Origin of the sequence: Citrobacter sp. 172116965 (genome assembly GCF_013458095.1) — a bacterium.
GTDB lineage: Bacteria > Pseudomonadota > Gammaproteobacteria > Enterobacterales > Enterobacteriaceae > Citrobacter > Citrobacter braakii.
This window is the reverse complement of sequence record NZ_CP046673.1, coordinates 1-18,027: the sequence shown is the minus strand read 5'-3', so window position 1 is coordinate 18,027 and position 18,027 is coordinate 1. Positions and strand designations below refer to the sequence as shown.

The 18,027-nt window shown below is 52.1% G+C and carries 16 protein-coding genes and 1 other annotated feature; of the genes, 5 read left to right on the top strand and 11 right to left on the bottom strand.

Annotated elements, in window-relative coordinates:
- Positions 1 to 21 precede the first annotated feature (21 nt).
- Positions 22 to 915 (top strand): AraC family transcriptional regulator, encoded by an 894-nt coding sequence (locus GPJ68_RS00080; protein WP_049271679.1) that lies wholly within the window; start codon positions 22 to 24, stop codon positions 913 to 915.
- Here the strand turns inward: GPJ68_RS00080 and GPJ68_RS00075 are convergent.
- Together GPJ68_RS00075 and GPJ68_RS00070 are read right to left on the bottom strand one after the other, a co-directional pair.
- On the bottom strand, positions 912 to 2,234 hold the full coding sequence (locus GPJ68_RS00075) for a 6-phospho-alpha-glucosidase (RefSeq protein ID WP_180837059.1): 1,323 nt from the start codon (positions 2,232 to 2,234) through the stop codon (positions 912 to 914). The genes GPJ68_RS00080 and GPJ68_RS00075 overlap by 4 nt on opposite strands.
- Positions 2,231 to 3,850, bottom strand: a complete 1,620-nt coding sequence (locus GPJ68_RS00070; RefSeq protein ID WP_049271676.1) for an alpha-glucoside-specific PTS transporter subunit IIBC — start codon at positions 3,848 to 3,850, stop codon at positions 2,231 to 2,233. Before GPJ68_RS00070 ends, GPJ68_RS00075 begins: the two co-directional genes overlap by 4 nt.
- A 223-nt stretch (positions 3,851 to 4,073) precedes the next feature.
- Between GPJ68_RS00070 and GPJ68_RS00065 the strand changes: the two genes are divergently transcribed.
- The gene (locus tag GPJ68_RS00065; protein WP_046276201.1) at positions 4,074 to 4,790 is read left to right on the top strand and encodes a GntR family transcriptional regulator; all 717 of its coding nucleotides are present in this window, start codon (positions 4,074 to 4,076) and stop codon (positions 4,788 to 4,790) included.
- On the opposite strand, the gene GPJ68_RS00060 is transcribed toward GPJ68_RS00065, so the two are convergent.
- Positions 4,791 to 6,452: a putative transporter gene (locus tag GPJ68_RS00060; RefSeq protein ID WP_016155061.1), complete on the bottom strand. Its 1,662-nt coding sequence runs from the start codon at positions 6,450 to 6,452 to the stop codon at positions 4,791 to 4,793.
- A gap of 71 nt (positions 6,453 to 6,523) precedes the next feature.
- On the opposite strand from GPJ68_RS00060, the gene GPJ68_RS00055 reads away from it, so the two are divergent.
- Positions 6,524 to 6,745, top strand: coding sequence for a hypothetical protein (locus GPJ68_RS00055; RefSeq protein WP_139081527.1), 222 nt, complete (start codon positions 6,524 to 6,526; stop codon positions 6,743 to 6,745).
- Here the strand turns inward: GPJ68_RS00055 and ibpB are convergent.
- Positions 6,734 to 7,162 (bottom strand): small heat shock chaperone IbpB, encoded by a 429-nt coding sequence (gene ibpB / locus GPJ68_RS00050; protein WP_003827096.1) that lies wholly within the window; start codon positions 7,160 to 7,162, stop codon positions 6,734 to 6,736. The two genes, GPJ68_RS00055 and ibpB, sit on opposite strands and share 12 nt — an antisense overlap.
- Before the next feature lie 92 nt (positions 7,163 to 7,254).
- A complete protein-coding gene (gene ibpA, locus GPJ68_RS00045) occupies positions 7,255 to 7,668 on the bottom strand; it encodes a small heat shock chaperone IbpA (protein WP_003023882.1) in 414 nt (137 codons plus the stop codon).
- Positions 7,662 to 7,734: a sequence feature (ROSE (Repression Of Heat Shock gene Expression) occurs in the 5'-region of heat shock genes and acts as an RNA thermometer to modulate expression.), on the bottom strand. It overlaps the preceding gene by 7 nt.
- Before the next feature lie 236 nt (positions 7,735 to 7,970).
- Here ibpA and GPJ68_RS00040 point away from each other — a divergent pair.
- Complete coding sequence (locus tag GPJ68_RS00040; protein ID WP_016157813.1) at positions 7,971 to 8,306, top strand: YceK/YidQ family lipoprotein; 336 nt, start codon at positions 7,971 to 7,973, stop codon at positions 8,304 to 8,306.
- Between the two features lies 1 nt (position 8,307).
- Here the strand turns inward: GPJ68_RS00040 and GPJ68_RS00035 are convergent, their stop codons facing one another.
- Positions 8,308 to 9,534, bottom strand: a complete 1,227-nt coding sequence (locus tag GPJ68_RS00035; RefSeq protein ID WP_016157814.1) for a DUF3748 domain-containing protein — start codon at positions 9,532 to 9,534, stop codon at positions 8,308 to 8,310.
- Between the two features lie 99 nt (positions 9,535 to 9,633).
- On the opposite strand from GPJ68_RS00035, the gene cbrA reads away from it, so the two are divergent.
- Positions 9,634 to 10,752, top strand: coding sequence for a colicin M resistance lipid reductase CbrA (cbrA, locus tag GPJ68_RS00030; protein WP_049271669.1), 1,119 nt, complete (start codon positions 9,634 to 9,636; stop codon positions 10,750 to 10,752).
- A 4-nt stretch (positions 10,753 to 10,756) separates the two neighbouring features.
- Here cbrA and yidA read toward each other — a convergent pair whose 3' ends face one another.
- The 5 genes from yidA to dnaA form a co-directional block, all read right to left on the bottom strand.
- Complete coding sequence (gene yidA / locus GPJ68_RS00025; RefSeq protein WP_016155065.1) at positions 10,757 to 11,569, bottom strand: sugar-phosphatase; 813 nt, start codon at positions 11,567 to 11,569, stop codon at positions 10,757 to 10,759.
- Positions 11,570 to 11,699: 130 nt separating this feature from the next.
- The gene (gene gyrB / locus GPJ68_RS00020; RefSeq protein ID WP_180837057.1) at positions 11,700 to 14,114 is read right to left on the bottom strand and encodes a DNA topoisomerase (ATP-hydrolyzing) subunit B; all 2,415 of its coding nucleotides are present in this window, start codon (positions 14,112 to 14,114) and stop codon (positions 11,700 to 11,702) included.
- 28 nt (positions 14,115 to 14,142) lie between these two features.
- Positions 14,143 to 15,216: a DNA replication/repair protein RecF gene (gene recF / locus GPJ68_RS00015; protein ID WP_016155067.1), complete on the bottom strand. Its 1,074-nt coding sequence runs from the start codon at positions 15,214 to 15,216 to the stop codon at positions 14,143 to 14,145.
- Positions 15,216 to 16,316 (bottom strand): DNA polymerase III subunit beta, encoded by a 1,101-nt coding sequence (gene dnaN / locus GPJ68_RS00010; RefSeq protein WP_016155068.1) that lies wholly within the window; start codon positions 16,314 to 16,316, stop codon positions 15,216 to 15,218. The genes recF and dnaN overlap by 1 nt, the downstream gene beginning before the upstream one ends.
- A gap of 4 nt (positions 16,317 to 16,320) precedes the next feature.
- Positions 16,321 to 17,724, bottom strand: a complete 1,404-nt coding sequence (gene dnaA / locus GPJ68_RS00005) for a chromosomal replication initiator protein DnaA (protein WP_016155069.1) — start codon at positions 17,722 to 17,724, stop codon at positions 16,321 to 16,323.
- Positions 17,725 to 18,027 lie beyond the last annotated feature (303 nt).

Below are 18,027 nucleotides of genomic sequence, written 5' to 3'. Positions count from 1 at the left end.
ATTCTCCGGTGGGAAATTAAAATGAATGGAAAGATGCAAAGTTCGCATGTAAAAAACGAAACTACGTACAATATTCCCCTGTTGATTCATGAAAGTGTGATCTCCAGCGGGATTTCATTGATCTCGCTGTGGCACACCTATGCCGACGAACATTATCGGGTTATTTGGCCACGTGATAAGAAAAAACCGCTGATTGCTAATTCATGGGTTGCGGTCTACACCATCCAGGGCTGTGGAAAAATCCTTCTTAAAGGCGGTGAACAAATCACGCTTACCGGAAACTGTATAATCTTTTTAAAACCAACCGATATACAGTCTTATCACTGTGAAGGGTTGGTATGGGAACAATACTGGATGGAATTCACACCAACCAGCGTAATGGATATTCCGCTACGACAACAAAGCATTATTTATAATGGTGATATTTATAATCATGAGCTGACCGAAGTTTCGCGATTAATTACATCCCCAGATTCAATAAAAAATAATCTGGCAGTCGCCTTTCTCACAAAAATAATTTATCAATGGATTTGTCTTATTTACGCCGAAGGTAAAAAAGACCCACAGCGAATACAGATTGAAAAACTGATTGCCACTCTACATGCCAGTCTACAAAAACGGTGGAGCGTGGCGGATATGGCAGCCACTATCCCCTGTAGCGAAGCCTGGCTACGTCGTCTTTTTTTACGCTATACCGGAAAAACACCGAAAGAATACTATCTGGATGCGCGGCTGGAACTGGCGTTATCGCTGCTAAAGCAGGAGGGAAATACGGTCGGGCAGGTCGCTGATATACTTAACTTCTTTGACTCGTTTCATTTCAGCAAGGCGTTTAAACACAAATTTGGCTATGCGCCGTCGGCGGTATTGAAACATGCGGACCGGCACCCAGAGGATGCCGGTCAACTGGGTTAGCGCAGTTCCGGCCAGTACTCTTTGTTAGCGTCGATCAAATCATCCAGAATCGCTTTAGCTACAGACGCACTCGGCACGGTTTTCGACAGGGTGATAGCCTGCCACAAACGCTGGTAAGAGCGGTGCTCCCAGGCATCGACCACCAACTTCTCAACCGCCACCTGCTGGCTCATCAACCCTTTCTGGAACTGCGGGATATCCCCCACCGTCAGCGGCTCCGGGCCGTTATGCCCCACCAGGCATGGGATCTCGACCATCGCTTCATCATCAAAGTTATGAATCGCACCATTATTTGGCACAATCAGCAGCATCCGCTCCTTAGTGTTAAAGGCGATGGCCGCCGCCAGATCGACAATGTAGGAAGCATGTTCGTCAATCTCCAGTTCACCGGCCGCAGAATGGCCCGCCTCAATAATGGCCCGGCAGGAACCGAACACCTGTTTTTCGCGGTGATCCATAACCTCGTTGGCACGGGTACGCTGCGGATTGGAGTGCTGGACCACGTAATCCGGGAACAGATAGTATTTCAGGTAGGTATTTGGCATGGTGTCCGGATCCAGCGCCTGCACATCCTTCGCCTTAGCGAAGGTATCGTTCCAGCTCGCCTCCGTATGCGGGTCGTTCGATGGCGGCACATAACCATGCTTCGCCACGTATTCACGCAGCTTCGGCATCAAATCGTTACCCTGGAGATCTTCAATTGATGTCCACCAGCCAAAGTGGTTCAGCCCGTAGTAGCGCACGCGCATCTGTTTACGATCTTTAAGGCCGACGATCTGCGCCATCCGTCCTTCAATACCGATGGGCATATCGCAAATATTGAGGATTTTCGCATTTGGACGCAGTCTACGCGTGGCTTCAGCCACAATTGCCGCCGGGTTAGAGTAGTTAAGCATCCAGGCGTTTGGTGAATATTTTTCCATATAATCCACCAGTTCCAGCACACCGCCAATAGATCGCATGCCGTAGGCAATCCCGCCCGGCCCACAGGTTTCCTGGCCTAACACCCCGTGACGTAATGGGATTTTCTCGTCTTGTTCACGCATTGGGTATTTACCCACGCGGATATGTGCCATCACAAAATCAACATCGGTAAACGCAGTTTTGGGATCGGTGGTGTAACTAAACTCTATCTCCGGCGCCTGCTCTTTGAGGATGATTTTACACGCCTCGGCAATCACCTCCTGACGCGCGCCATCGTTGTCATAAAATTTCAGCGCACGAAGCGGGAAACGGTCCTGATTTGCCAGCAACATCAGCACGATGCCCGGCGTAAAGGTACTACCACCACCTGCGATAACCACTGAGAATTTTTTCATGATACTGCCTCCGTCATGGGGATCTGTTCGTTTGATAAAGTAGATTTCATTAGCGTTTCGAGCTGGTCGCGTACCTGAGGGACGTGTAAACCAACAATGACCTGAATACCATTGCCGCGACGCACAACACCGTGTGCACCCAGCGCTTTGAAGACGTCATCGCTTTGCGTTTTCGCCATGTCGTGAAGCGCAATCCGCAGGCGAGTGGCGCAGTTATTAATACTTTCGATATTGCCTGCGCCGCCTAACGCTTGCAGAAAACCGGCCGCCTGTCCCAGTTTGGTGTCTGGCGTAGCGGCGGTGGTTTGCCCACGCGCGGCTTTATAGTCAGCTTTGGTGTAGAGTTTGATTTCGCTGTCTTCCCGGCCCGGCGTTTTCAGGTTGAAGCGCAGGATCAGCGCGCGGAAGATGGTGAAATAGATCGTGGTAAAGGCCAGGCCAATCGCTATCTGGGTGAACATCATTCCGGCATGGTTGTGGAACATTGGGATCCAGTTTTGCGGTAAGAACTGGTCAAGCAGGCCGCCACCCATATTGCCTACCACGCCGCAGAGATACATTACCGTCGCCATGGAGGCCGCCAGCACGGCGTGTACAGCAAACAGCAAGGGTGAGATAAACAGGAAGGTGAACTCCAGCGGTTCGGTAATCCCAACCAACACAGCCGTTAGCGTAGCGGGGATCAATAATCCCGCCACCTTCACCCGGTTTTCCGGAGAGGCAGTGAAGTAAAGCGCCAGAGCAATACCTAATGAACCAAAGATTTTCGAATTGCCGTGCAGAGCAAAACCCCCTTCCGGGAACAGCGTTTTCAGCGACTCTGTGCTTTGGCTGAATTCCTGCAAGTGCTGCGCCCAGTAGACCTGGATGCCGCCTTCCACCGCCGCAGGGCCGAAGATAAATGGACCATAGACGAAGTGATGCAGCCCGGTCGGAATCAAAATACGCTCAAGGAAGGTATAAACCCATACCCCCAGCGCACCCGCAGAACGCAGAAAAGCTTGCAGAGATTCAATCCCCATCTGCACCTTTGGCCAACCCAGCAGCGTCAGCCAGGCACAGGGAATCATCACCAGGAAGGCAATGATCACCACAAACGATGTTCCCTGAAAAATACCGAGAAATACTGGCAAGGGTTTGTCGAAATAACGGTTATGCAAGGCAGTAACAATACCGGAAATGACAATGGCGCCGATGATGCTGGTATCTAGTGTTTTAATCCCGGCCATCATCGTTAAGCCGCTACCTGCCGTCGGGTCTGCGCTAAAATCCACGCCGAAGAAATCTCCCCAGGTCATGCCCATGGCATTGATGAAGTAATTCCACGTAAGAAAGCTGACCAGTACCGCCAGACAAGCGCGCCCCTGAGCCTGTTTCGCCAGACCGATCGGCAGACCAACGGCGAAAATCAGCGGCATATTGCGAAATACCGTCCAGCCACCTTCTTCGATGATATGAACGATTTGTGCGAACAAACTGTTGGGATCGGTAAGCGCTTCACCCACAAACAGCGGGTTGCGCAGCATAATAGCGATACCGACGACGATACCGGCAAAGGGAAACAGCAGCACCGGGGTGAACATCGCGCCGCCAAAGCGTTGTATTTGACTGAGCATTTTCACATCCTCATATAACAACCAGTAGGGGAGAGGCCTTTTTTGTAGTGATTGCTGGCCTGATACGAGAATAGAAAGTTGCGATCCTTCAGACATGGCGTGCCGCTGCGATTCGTGATCGCTTTCATGGTTTTAATTTCGGCAATGAGGTCTACTTTTTACGTAAAAGTTAGACATCAAAAGGTTTATGGTGCAGTAATTAAAAGAAAAAAGAGGTCTGGTAGTGATCTACAAATCAATTGCGGAACGACTACGAATTCGCCTGAATTCGTCTGATTACAACATCGGTAGCCCGTTGCCTGGTGAAAAAAAGCTTGCCCAAGAGTTCGCGGTTTCACGAATGACGATCCGTAAAGCAATTGATATGTTGATTGGCTGGGGATTGGTCGTACGCCGTCATGGGAGTGGAACTTATGTGGCGCGCAAAGATGTCCATCATGAAACCACAAACCTTACCGGACTGGCGGAAGTACTGAAGCGACAAGGGAAAGAGGTCACCAGTGAAGTACTGGTATTTGAAGTGATGCCCGCACCACCAGCAATTGCCAGCCAACTGCGTATCCAGATTAATGAACGCATCTACTTCTCACGTCGCGTTCGCTATGTGGACGGCAAGCCGCTGATGCTTGAAGACAGCTACATGCCGGTAAAATTATTCCGTAATTTATCGCTGGCGCATCTGGAAGGGTCAAAATTCGATTACATCGAGAAAGAGTGCGGAATAACTATCAGCGGCAACTATGAAAGTCTGACTCCCGTTCTTGCCGATAAGCAGCTTTCCGCGCAGATGAACGTACCTGAACAGACGCCATTGCTGCGGATTACCTCACTGTCCTACAGCGATAGCGGGGAGTTTTTGAATTATTCGGTGATGTTCAGAAACGCCAGCGAGTACCAGGTGGACTACCACTTACGGCGCGTCCACCCAGACTCAGCCTGACTAACCCATCCCCCAAAAAATCACCGCCAGCAGTTGCGGCGTGATAATTCGCAGGAACATCACCAGCGGATAAACGGTCGCATACGACAGCGCCGCTGCCCCGCTGGTGGCATGCAGGTTGTTAGCAAATGCCAGTGCAGGCGGATCGGTCATTGAGCCAGCCAGCATGCCGCACAGCGTGAGGTAGTTCATTTTGACGAAAATCCTCGCCAGCAGCCCCACGGTAATCAGCGGAATCGCGGTGATGAAAATACCGTAGCCCACCCAGCTCAGGCCATCCCCCTGCGTCAGGGTATGAACAAAATCACCGCCTGACTTCAGACCAACCACTGCGAGAAACAGCACGATACCCAACTCTCGCAGCGCCAGGTTAGCGCTGGGGGGCATAAACCAATACAGCTTACCGATGCTGCCAATACGCCCCAGGATCAACGCCATAATCAGCGGCCCACCGGCCAACCCCAGTTTTAGCGCCACCGGGAACCCCGGAATGAACAGCGGGATTGAACCCAGCAGAACACCCAGCCCGATCCCGATAAATACCGGCAGCATCTGCACCTGCTGCAGTTTTTGCTGCGCGTTACCTACCACATTGGCAACAGCATCAATCGAGGAAGGTCGACCGACCAGATTGAGGATGTCGCCAAACTGCAGGCTGGCGTCGCTGCTGGCTACCAGCTCAACCCCCGCACGGTTCAGACGGGAGATAACCACGTCGTAACGTTCTTTGAAATGCAGGTCACGGATTCGTTTCCCCAGCACCTGTTCGTTGGTCACCACCACGCGCTCAACGCGTAAATCGGTGCCTCGCGTCGACAGAGATGTGTCCACCTCCTGCCCAATCACCACCTGCGCGTTGTGCAGATCAGCAGGCTGACCAACCAGGTGTAGCAGGTCGCCCATCTGAATAATCGTCCCCGGCGACGGCACCATCAATGTTTCTTCACGTTTTAAACGTGAGCAGATGATTTTGTCGCTGTTCAGGATTGGGACATCCTGAATCGCCATATTGTTGAGGTTCGGGTTTTCCACACGGATATTCATCGTCTGAATCAGCGCGTGTCCGTTGGTCAGCGTGGATTCATGCTGATGGGCTTCGGCATCGACGTTAACGCGAAAAATTAGGCGCATCAGCCACATAGTGAGCAAAATACCGCAGATACCAAAAGGATAAGCCATGGCATAGCTCATCCCCATCTGATCCACCACATCAACAGGAGTACCCAGATCGCGCAGAATCTGCTGCCCCGCGCCTAACGCCGGAGTATTGGTGACCGCACCGGAAAAAATGCCCAGCACCACGGGAAGGGGAATGGCAAAAATCTTATGCAGGATCGCGGTGACCAGGCCACCCATGATAACAATCAGCACGGCAAACAGATTCAGCCGCAGGCCCGAAACGCGCAGTGACGCAAAAAAGCCCGGCCCCACCTGAATACCGATGGTGTAGACGAAAAGAATCAGGCCAAATTCCTGAATAAAATGCAGCATGTCACCGCTCAGGGTCATCCCTGCCTGATCGACAAAATGCCCGACAATAATACCGCCGAACAGCACGCCTCCGATGCCAAAACCAACACCACGTATTTTTATGTTGCCGATCCATAATCCGACAACTGCCACCATTGCCAGAACGCTGACCGTCAATGCTATATCACTCATTTTCCTGTTCCCTGTGAATAACATTTTATTTAACGAAGATTATGACTGAACCGTTCAGGCATGAATGCAGAGTGGCGCACATTATCATGCTACAGAGCGCCCAGGAGCGCTTAAGAAGAGCGTTCTTTACTGTTTTTCTTCACATCGATTTGAAATTGCTGAATGCTTTTTTCTGGCAATGGCAGCGCTTCCGGCATCCTGCCCTCCCAGATCATAGTTTCATATGGGCTGACGCACAAAAAAGCCCCGTCATTTCTGGCGGGGCAAAGGCATGGAGCTATTTAACTGTCTAATGCGGGACGCTCGCTGATGGCGATACGTTGTGGAGCGATGGTTTCAGGTTCATTCCGGGTCAAATCGATATGCAGCAAGCCGTTAGTGAAGCTTGCTCCGGAGACTTCCATATTTTCAGCCAGCGTAAAGCTCAGGCTGAACGGCTGAGTGACCAGCCCCTGATGCAACCATTTGGTCTCTTTTTCCGGCTGCTGCGGCGTACCTTTCACGGTCAGGCGCGTGCCTTCCAGTTGAATATCCAGATCTTCCTGGCGGAAACCGGCTAACGCAAGGGTAATGCGGTAGTGGTTATCATCGCTCTTTTCGATGTTATAAGGCGGGAAGCTCTGGCTTTCGCCCGTGTTTTGCAAGGCATTGGCCAGTTTGTCAAAACCGATCCATTGACGCAGCAGTGGGGATAAATCGTAGTTACGCATAATAATCTCCTTCTAAGAAGCGAGTAAGTACCTTTTGGCTCCCTGACGGCAAGCCGATTGCTTAGCAGGGCCGCCTGAAGCGGCCCACAGAATTAGTTGATTTCGATGCGGCGCGGCTTATTCGCCTCGGGAATCACGCGTTCGAGATCGATATACAGCAGACCATTCACCAGGTTCGCGCCGCGAACATGAATGTTCTCCGCTAACTGGAACTTACGTTCGAAGTTGCGCTCGGCAATCCCCTGATACAGGTAAGTACGTTCTTTTTGATCGTCCGCATGGGCGCCTTTCACCACCAGCAGATTGTCCTGGGCAGTAATTTCCAGTTCGCTTTCAGCAAAACCAGCAACGGCAATCGCAATTCGGTAATGGTTTTCGTCTACCAGCTCAACGTTATACGGAGGGTAGCCGCCATTGCTCTGGCCCTGATTGTTTTCCAGCAGGTTAAACAGGCGATCAAAACCAATAGCAGAACGGTACAGCGGGGATAAATCAAAGTTACGCATAATCAATAGCTCCTGAAATCAGCGAGAATAATAGACCTTCCATCATGGACAGGTCAGGTAGCCAGGACACCCATCAGGCATGCCCTTCATTTGTCTACACTCTAAAAATGGGTCTTAATACAAACTTTTCAAGCGTATTCATCTGACTTTTTTTGCAGTTTGTTGTCTATTGCATACACTGGTGGGAGCAGTTGTTATCGTTAAATCGCGATAGCCGCCACAGTGTGACGAAATGGTGATGTTATTTTCGCAACGGATCGCTTTAACTCACCATGCAAACACAATAAATACAGATGAAAAAAATGATGATAAAAAAAATGTTGGTAACACTGACAATGTGCAGCGGGATGGTGTTTGTGAGCGGCTGTTCCAGCATTATGTCGCATACCGGAGGCAAAGAAGGGACGTATCCTGGCACGCGCGCCAGCGCCACAATGATTAGCGAAAGTGATACAAACTGGGGAACCAAGTCACTGGCGATTCTGGATATGCCGTTTACCGCAGTACTGGATACAGTATTACTTCCGTGGGATCTCTTTCGCAAAGATAACTCGGTGAGATCCCGTGTAGAAAAAAGCGAGGAGAGAACGCAGGCCGCGAACGCCGTTATCCCTCCGGCTGAAATGCCTGCTCCTTAAGTTAACGCCCAGTCTCTGTTACCCACAGCTGGCGGAAACCCTCGACGTCTTCCATCCACGCAACCTGTCGACCATCAGGAGAGAAGATGATCGCATCGCCCGATAGTGGGTTGCCGTGACGGTCCGTTAGAAAATCAACCTCTCCCGTCTGAGCATCACAACAAGCAATTTTGTTATCCAGTACAAACCCCAGCCATTTCCCTGACGGATGCCAGTTGAATGCTGACTGAATATCCGTGGCGCAGCGGGTAAGCTGACGCGGTTCTCCTCCTTGTGGGGAAATCAGCCACAGTTGCACAATGCCGACGTCATCACGCATTAAAAATGCAATCTCAGATGCCTTTGGATTACTGCGCACCCAATGGCGCGGCTGATTTACCAGACCGGGAAAGGCGCGCGCATGAGTAAACGTCAGGCGGCGTTGATTAATACCGAATGGCGGCGCAGGCATTGTCGCCTCAGTGCCCTCCAGCGGAGCGTCGCCCGGCTGTTTCCAGCCGCTTTCATCCTGTGGTAAATCAACAATAAATAACTCCGGCACTTTCTCGCCCGTGACTGATAACGTATCACCGATAAACGCCAGTTTGTTTTCCCCTACCCAGCCCTCTTCATAGGCGCGGTTAATCTCATCGCTACCCGGTTTAGGCGTGGGTGTCGTCTGGGTTACCAGCACGCACCAATGGCTCCCGCTGTACTCACGGGGATGCTGCGCGGAGACCGTCACCGGACCATAGGGCGCAGCCACACCGACATTGCGTAGATCCAGCGCCGGTGAGCGCTCATGCAACACATGGTCGTTATAGGTGAAACTGACAAACTCGCCGCTCGGGCTAAATACATGCACATGGCTACCACCGCGCAGCGCACCCGGCGTATATGGGGCGGTAATATCCATCGCATCCAGATTCTCCACTTTTGCCTGCGTAGCTATCACCCCACGCCGATGATGGAAGTCGTAATGCCATGTTTCATCAGGATTTTCAGGCCCATGAATAAACACATATTTTTCCAACTTTGGATGAACGGTCACTACGCCAACGTGCGATCCCTGCATGGCCCGATAAATCACCTCCAGCTCGCCAGTATGAATATTGACACGCTCAATTGTGTCGCCGGTAAAAGAGGCACCGGAAGGGCGCACATCAAAGACCAGCCACTGGCTGTCCGGTGTCCAGGTATTGATATTGGTAAGCTGATGATTACGCGGCGTAAAGGTGATTTGCTTCATGGAATGCCCTGATACAAGACGATTTCAGCAATCATACTTCACAAGCACTTCACTTTCAGGCTTTAGCGTATCGCCATCTTCATTTTTGCGGACAGAAAGATGGAACATTTTGACGTAGCCATTATCGGGTTAGGCCCGGCAGGCGCAGCGCTGGCGCGGCAGTTGAGTGGAAAAATGCGCGTGATCGCGTTGGATAAAAAACACCAGTGCGGCAACGAAGGTTTCACCAAACCCTGCGGCGGTCTGTTAGCCCCGGATGCCCAGCGTTCGTTTATCCGCGACGGGATAACCTTACCCGTTGATGTCATCGCTAACCCACAAATATTTAGCGTTAAAACGGTTGATGTTGCAGCCTCTTTGACGCGTAACTATCAGCGTAGCTACATTAATATCAACCGCCATGCTTTTGATTTATGGCTTAAATCTCTCATTCCTGATGATGTACAGGTGTACCACGACAGCCTGTGTCGGAAAATCTGGCGCGAGGGCGATAAATGGCATGTTATCTTCCGCGCCGACGGTTGGGAGCAGCAGATCACCGCGCGTTATCTGGTGGGAGCCGACGGCGCGAACTCACTGGTACGCCGTCATCTCTATCCCCGGCACCAGATCCGTAAATATGTTGCTATTCAACAATGGTTTGCGGAAAAACATCCCGTCCCGTTCTATTCCTGCATTTTTGATAACGACGCAACCGACTGTTATTCCTGGAGTATCAGCAAAGATGGCTATTTTATCTTTGGCGGCGCCTACCCGATGAAGGACGGCCAGGCGCGCTTTGACGCGCTGAAAGCGAAAATGGAAGCGTTCCAATTTCAGTTCGGCAAACCGGTGAAAAGCGAAAAATGTACGGTGCTGTTTCCTTCACGCTGGAAAGACTTCGTCTGTGGCAAGGACAACGCATTTTTGATTGGCGAAGCGGCCGGTTTTATCAGCGCCAGCTCACTGGAGGGGATTAGCTATGCGCTGGACAGCGCGGAGGCGCTCAAATCTGTATTGTTGCGGGATGCACCAGATATGAATCACGCTTACCGCAAAGCCACCCGCAAGTTACGTCTCAAACTGTTTGGCAAGATCCTGAAAAGTCGGGCCCTGACGTCGGCGTTTTCCCGTAAATGGATAATGCGCAGCGGCGTGGCGCATATTCCTCAAGGTGACCACTCAGTATCACAACTAATTGCTGAAACAGGGCAAATGCGCCAAGGCATTTGCCCATAACATCTTATTTCAGCGCAAACTTCTCAATGGCATACGCGACGCCATCTTCAAGGTTAGATTTCGTCACAAAGTTGGCGATTTCTTTGACTGACCCAATAGCGTTGTCCATGGCAACGCCCACGCCTGCGTATTCAATCATCGCGATGTCGTTTTCCTGATCGCCAATCGCCATCACCTCTTCAGCTTTTATACCCAACGCATCGGCCAGCGATTTCACGCCAGTCCCTTTATTGACGCGTTTATCGAGGATTTCGAGGAAATACGGTGCACTTTTCAGCACGGTGTACTTCTCTTTTACTTCCGCAGGTATGCGTGAGATAGCTTTATCGAGGATCTCCGGCTCGTCAATCATCATCACTTTCAGGAACTGGGTTGCGGGATCCATTTTCTCGGCTTCACAGAACACCAGCGGAATCGTCGCAACAAACGATTCATGCACCGTGTAGTAGCTGATATCACGGTTCGCGGTATACAGCGTGTTGCGATCGAGTGCGTGGAAATGCGAGCCAACGTCCCGGGAGAGCTGCTCCAGATAACGATAATCATCATAGCTCAGCGCGGTTTGCGCGACAGTACTGCCATCCCCTGCTTTCTGCACTAGCGCGCCATTGTAGGTAATGCAGTAGTCACCGGGTTCTTCCATATGCAATTCTTTCAGATAGCTGTGGACGCCGGCATACGGGCGCCCCGTGGTCAGCACCACATTTACGCCACGCGCGCGCGCTGCGGCAATCGCCGTTTTGACCGCGGGTGAAATGGTGTGATCGGGCAGCAGAAGTGTGCCATCCATGTCGATAGCAATAAGTTTGATAGCCATGAGTTCCCCGGATTAAATGAGTCCGTCCTCATGCTAACGCGATTCCGCTCAAAAAACAGCTACGAAAAGGGGGATAGAAAGGGGAATCGAGATTCCCCTTTTGCAGGACGGTTGTAGACCTGGGTGCAAGTTAGATATCGATGTTCGCCGCTTTCAGGGCGTTTTCTTCGATAAACGCGCGACGCGGTTCAACGGCATCGCCCATCAGCGTAGTGAAGAGCTGGTCGGCGGCAATCGCATCCTTCACGGTAACGCGCAGCATACGACGGCTTTCCGGATCCATGGTGGTTTCCCACAGCTGATCCGGGTTCATCTCGCCCAGACCTTTATAACGCTGGATAGCGAGGCCGCGACGTGACTCTTTCTGCAGCCATTCCAGCGCCTGCTCAAAGCTGGCAACCGGCTGGCGGCGCTCGCCACGTTCGATAAACGCATCGTCTTCGATCAGCCCGCGCAGCTTCTCACCGAGCGTACAAATACGACGGTATTCGCCACCGGTCACAAACTCGTGATCCAGAATATAGTCGGTATCCACACCGTGAGTACGGACGCGCACAATCGGCTCAAACAGGTTCTGCTCTGCGTTGTGGTGGATATCAAACTTCCACAGGCTGCCGTGCTGTTCTTTTTCGTTCAGCTCGGTAATCAACGAATTAACCCAGCGGGTAACGGTCTGCTCGTTCGCCAAATCAGCTTCCGGCAGCGTCGGTTGATAAACCAGTTCTTTCAGCAGCGCTTTCGGGAAACGACGTTCCATACGGCCAATCATTTTCTGCGTCGCGTTGTATTCAGAAACCAGTTTTTCTAACGACTCACCTGAAAGAGCAGGTGCGCTGGCATTAGTGTGCAGCGTTGCACCATCCAGAGCGATAGAAATTTGGTACTGATCCATCGCTTCGTCATCTTTAATATACTGTTCCTGCTTACCTTTTTTCACTTTGTACAGCGGTGGCTGTGCAATGTAAACGTGTCCGCGTTCCACGATTTCCGGCATCTGACGATAGAAGAAGGTCAACAGCAGCGTACGAATATGCGAGCCGTCGACGTCCGCATCGGTCATGATGATGATGCTGTGATAACGCAGTTTGTCCGGGTTGTACTCGTCACGACCGATGCCACAGCCGAGCGCGGTGATCAGCGTTGCCACGTCCTGAGAAGAGAGCATTTTATCAAAGCGCGCTTTCTCGACGTTGAGGATTTTACCCTTCAGCGGCAGAATCGCCTGGTTTTTACGGTTACGGCCCTGCTTCGCAGAACCGCCCGCGGAGTCCCCTTCCACAAGGTACAGTTCGGACAGCGCCGGGTCGCGTTCCTGACAGTCCGCCAGCTTGCCCGGCAGGCCCGCTAAGTCCAGCGCGCCTTTACGACGGGTCATTTCACGCGCGCGACGTGCCGCTTCACGGGCACGTGCAGCATCAATAATTTTGCCAACGACGATTTTCGCGTCAGACGGGTTTTCCAGCAGGTATTCGCTCAGCAGTTCGTTCATCTGCTGTTCTACCGCCGATTTCACCTCAGAGGAGACCAGCTTGTCTTTGGTCTGTGAGGAGAACTTCGGATCCGGTACTTTCACGGAAACAACGGCAATCAAGCCTTCACGGGCATCATCACCGGTGGCGCTGACTTTGGCTTTTTTGCTGTAGCCTTCTTTGTCCATGTAGGCGTTCAGGGTACGGGTCATCGCCGCACGGAAGCCTGCAAGGTGAGTACCGCCGTCACGCTGCGGAATGTTGTTGGTGAAGCAGTAGATGTTTTCCTGGAAACCATCGTTCCACTGCAGCGCAACTTCAACGCCGATACCGTCTTTTTCGGTGGAGAAGTAGAAGATATTCGGGTGGATCGGCGTTTTGTTTTTGTTGAGGTATTCAACAAACGCCTTGATGCCGCCTTCGTAGTGGAAATGGTCTTCTTTACCATCGCGCTTGTCGCGCAGACGGATAGAGACGCCGGAGTTCAGGAACGACAGCTCGCGCAGACGCTTAGCCAGAATCTCGTATTCAAACTCAACGACATTGGTAAAGGTTTCGTGGCTTGGCCAGAAACGTACCTGAGTACCCGTCGCTTCTGTTTCGCCGGTTACCGCCAGCGGCGCCTGCGGCACACCGTGCACGTAAGTTTGCTGATGCACTTTGCCTTCACGACGAATCACCAGCTCCAGTTTCTGTGACAGGGCGTTAACTACGGAAACACCCACGCCGTGCAGACCACCGGAAACTTTATAGGAGTTATCATCGAATTTACCGCCTGCGTGCAGAACGGTCATGATAACTTCCGCCGCCGAAACGCCCTCTTCCGGGTGAATACCGGTTGGGATACCACGGCCATCATCGGTAACGGACACGGAGTTGTCAGCGTGAATCGTTACAACGATATCTTTACAGTGACCCGCGAGCGCTTCGTCGATAGCGTTATCTACCACCTCGAATACCATGTGGTGCAGACCGGTGCCGTCATCCGTGTCGCCGATATACATACCCGGGCGCTTACGCACCGCATCCAGTCCTTTCAGGACTTTGATACTGGAGGAGTCATAAGAATTCGACATCAACGTTTCTCGCTCATTTAAACTTGGGTTAATCCGTTATTTTACCCTTTTCCACGGTGAACATCTTCGAATTTTTGTCCGACATGTCCAGAACGTGTTCAGCGCTGATTGCGCTGACAAAGACCTGAGATTGCGTCGCTTTTAAGCGGCTGGCTAACAGCCCACGACGGGCATCATCAAGTTCAGAGGCAAAATCATCTATCAGGTAGAGACACCGCCGCCCACTTTCGCGGGTGAGGAACTCCCCTTGCGCCAGACGTAAGGCGCACATCAGCAGCTTTAGCTGCCCACGCGACAACGTGTCTTCCACCGGCGCACCGTCAGCGCGAATGCGAAAATCCGCTTTGTGCGGACCGTGCGCGGTGTAGGTCAACATGCGATCGCGTTCAAAACTGCGTTCCAGCACTTCGGCATAATCGGTCTCTTTCTCCCAGCCGCGCTGGAATGAGAAGGAGAGAGAAAACTCGGGTAGAAACTGCTGACAGGTATCCGCCATATCCTGCGCGATACCGGCGCTGTACTCCGCGCGCCAGGTGCTGATTTGTTCCGCCAGCGGGATCAGTTCTTTATCCCACGGGCGCAGTTGCTCATAACGACTCACCTGGCGCAGAGCTGCGTTGCGCTGCTTGAGCAGTCGCTTCAGATTGCTCCAGGCGGTGAAAAATCCGGCTTCATTGTGAAAGCATCCCCAGTCAAGGAATGCTCTTCTGTATTTGGGGCCGCCATTGAGTAAAGTAAACCCCTCTGGCGTGATCAGCTGCATTGGCATCAGGTGCGCCAGTTCCGCGACCTTGTGCCCGTCAGTGCCGTCAATGCGCACTTTGCTGTCGCCCAGTTTGTCTTTCGTCAGGCCAATCGATGTCTCACGCTCTTCCCCCTGCAAACGCCCGTGTAAAACAAACGACTCCTGCTCGTGGCGAATTACGCGGCCAATCTGCAAACTGCGAAACGCCCGACCGTGGCCGAGCGTATAGATGGCTTCCAGCACGCTGGTTTTGCCGCTGCCGTTCGCGCCAACCAGGAAGTTAAAGCCAGGGGATAAAGCGAGATCCGCGCTTTCGATATTGCGAAAGTCGCGGATCAACAGACGGGTGAGCGACATTACAGTCTCATTGGCATAACAACATAAGCCGCGCTCTGGCTGGCAGCATCTTCAATCTGTACGCTCGATACGGAATCGGTCAGCAGAATACGAACGTTCTCGCACTTCAGCGCGTTTAGTACGTCCAGTACGTAGCTAACGTTAAAACCGATTTCCAGTTCAGTACCAGGATAGGAGACATCCAGAATTTCTTCCGCTTCTTCCTGCTCCGGGTTGTTGGCGGTGATTTTCAGCTGGTTTTCACTGACATACAGACGCACGCCGCGGAATTTCTCGTTAGAGAGGATCGCCGCACGAGCAAATGCCTGTTTGAGGATATCGCAACCGGCTTCCAGATGTTTGTCCGGATTCTTCGGCAATACGCGGCGATAATCCGGGAAACGGCCATCAACCAGCTTGGAGGTAAAGATGAAGTCACCCACGTGCGCACGAATGTTGTTGCTGCCAATCTGCACGCGCAGCGGGTTGTCGCCGCCGTCGAGCATACGCATCAGTTCAATCACGCCTTTACGCGGAACGATCACCGAATGGCTGGGTAACTGCTGACCGACAGGCATTGAACAGACCGCCAGGCGGTGACCGTCGGTCGCCACGGTACGCAGCTCTTCCCCTTCGGTTTCAAACAGCATGCCGTTTAAGTAGTAACGCACGTCCTGATGCGCCATCGAAAACTGCGTGGCTTCAATCAGGCGCTTCATCGTGGCCTGCGGCAGAGTGAATTCGACTTCGCTCTGCCAGTCGTCCAGATTCGGGAAGTCGGCGGCAGGCAGCGTAGACAGCGAGAAACGGCTGCGGCCAGACCGCACCAGCATGCGATCGCCTTCCAGTTGAACGGCAATTTCCGCGCCTTCCGGCAACCCACGGCAAATATCGAAGAATTTACGCGCCGGAACGGTGGTCGCACCAGGTTCATGAGGCTGGATCAGCGCCACGCGCGCCACCATCTCCATTTCGAGATCGGTACCGGTCAGAGAAAGCGCACCGTCAGCAACCTGCAGCAGCAGATTTCCGAGAATAGGCAGTGTAGGACGTCCACCCAGCGGGCCGCTGACCTGCTGAAGCGGTTTTAATAAATGTTCACGTTCAACGGTAAATTTCATAGCGTCACGAAGATAATGTTCTGATTAAATTGGAGAAATCTTCTTTAATATCATGGCTTTCTTCACGCAACTGCTCAATCTTGCGACAGGCATGAAGCACGGTAGTATGGTCACGCCCACCAAACGCGTCGCCAATTTCCGGCAGACTGTGGTTAGTGAGCTCTTTTGCCAGCGCCATCGCCATCTGGCGCGGACGAGCTACCGAGCGAGATCGACGCTTAGAAAGCAGATCCGCAATTTTGATTTTGTAATACTCCGCCACCGTCTTCTGAATATTGTCGATGGTGACCAGCTTTTCCTGCAAAGCCAGCAGATCGCGCAACGCTTCGCGCACGAAATCGATGGTAATCGCCCGGCCGGTAAAATTAGCGTTGGCGATCACACGGTTCAGTGCGCCTTCCAGCTCACGTACGTTAGAGCGTAGACGCTTGGCTATAAAGAACGCCACTTCACCCGGCAGACGAATGTCGTTTTCGTCGGCTTTTTTCATCAGGATCGCGACGCGCGTTTCCAGCTCAGGCGGCTCGATCGCAACAGTCAGTCCCCAGCCGAAGCGGGATTTCAGACGATCTTCAACGCCGTTGATCTCTTTCGGATAGCGATCCGAAGTCAGGATGATCTGCTGATTGCCTTCCAGCAGGGCGTTAAAGGTGTGGAAAAACTCTTCCTGCGATCGTTCTTTATTCGCGAAGAATTGGATATCGTCAATCAGCAACGCATCCACGGAACGGTAGTAGCGTTTAAACTCTTCGATCGCGTTGTTTTGCAGGGCCTTAACCATGTCCTGCACAAAACGTTCGGAGTGCATATACACCACTTTCGCGTTTGGCTTACGCGCCATAATACCGTTACCGACAGCGTGCAGCAGGTGGGTTTTACCCAGACCCGTACCGCCATAAAGAAATAACGGATTGTAGGCACCGCCAGGATTGTCCGCCACCTGACGTGCCGCCGCGCGCGCCAGTTGGTTAGATTTACCTTCAACGAAGTTATCAAACGTGTGTTTGACGTTGACGTTAGAACGATAGGTAGGTTCTGCCGGTGCCGGGACGTTATCCCAGCCTGAGCGCGCCGCCGGAGCGGCACGTTGCGGTTGCACTTGCTGAGCCACGTAGGCGGGCGCAACAACGTTGTTCACCGGCGTTTTCAGCGTTTGCGTGACGGGTTTAGTACCGACTTCAAAGCGCAGCTGCGGGGCATCCGCTCCACAGAAGTTATTGAGTAATCCATTAATATTATTAAGGTATTTATCCCTTACCCAATCAAGCACGAAACGGTTTGGCGCATACAAAGCCAGCGTGTTATCGCTCAGTTCCGCCTGCAACGGGCGTATCCACATACTGAACTCTGTGGCTGGTAACTCATCCTGCAATCGGGCAAGACACTGCTGCCAAAGCGAAAGTGACACGGCGGACTCCACTCGAACAAAAGTCGATAAATGACAAAGGCTGAAACATTCATGATTGTTGACGCACATCGACAAGACCCTATGCAAAGGGTGACGTGCGAATTGCTATCTGCAATTTTTACCCGATCAGGATCCATTGAAACGATCAGGACCGCGGATCATAGCGTAAACTGAGAAAGAGATCTTCTGTTTCTCACAGATTCTTCCCGATTTATCCACAGGATGATCCAGAATCGGCTAAGTGTAAACGATCCTGGAGAAGTGCTGCAGGTTTTAGCGCGCATATTGAAAAAATTAATGAGT

Coding starts and splice junctions, on each gene's coding strand:
- GPJ68_RS00080 (WP_049271679.1), top strand. CDS start 22: ATGAATGGAAAGATGCAAAGTTCGCATGTAAAAAACGAAACTACGTAC.
- GPJ68_RS00075 (WP_180837059.1), bottom strand. CDS start 2,234: ATGAAAAAATTCTCAGTGGTTATCGCAGGTGGTGGTAGTACCTTTACG.
- GPJ68_RS00070 (WP_049271676.1), bottom strand. CDS start 3,850: ATGCTCAGTCAAATACAACGCTTTGGCGGCGCGATGTTCACCCCGGTG.
- GPJ68_RS00060 (WP_016155061.1), bottom strand. CDS start 6,452: ATGAGTGATATAGCATTGACGGTCAGCGTTCTGGCAATGGTGGCAGTT.
- ibpB (WP_003827096.1), bottom strand. CDS start 7,162: ATGCGTAACTACGATTTATCCCCACTGCTGCGTCAATGGATCGGTTTT.
- ibpA (WP_003023882.1), bottom strand. CDS start 7,668: ATGCGTAACTTTGATTTATCCCCGCTGTACCGTTCTGCTATTGGTTTT.
- GPJ68_RS00040 (WP_016157813.1), top strand. CDS start 7,971: ATGATGATAAAAAAAATGTTGGTAACACTGACAATGTGCAGCGGGATG.
- GPJ68_RS00035 (WP_016157814.1), bottom strand. CDS start 9,534: ATGAAGCAAATCACCTTTACGCCGCGTAATCATCAGCTTACCAATATC.
- cbrA (WP_049271669.1), top strand. CDS start 9,634: ATGGAACATTTTGACGTAGCCATTATCGGGTTAGGCCCGGCAGGCGCA.
- yidA (WP_016155065.1), bottom strand. CDS start 11,569: ATGGCTATCAAACTTATTGCTATCGACATGGATGGCACACTTCTGCTG.
- gyrB (WP_180837057.1), bottom strand. CDS start 14,114: ATGTCGAATTCTTATGACTCCTCCAGTATCAAAGTCCTGAAAGGACTG.
- recF (WP_016155067.1), bottom strand. CDS start 15,216: ATGTCGCTCACCCGTCTGTTGATCCGCGACTTTCGCAATATCGAAAGC.
- dnaN (WP_016155068.1), bottom strand. CDS start 16,316: ATGAAATTTACCGTTGAACGTGAACATTTATTAAAACCGCTTCAGCAG.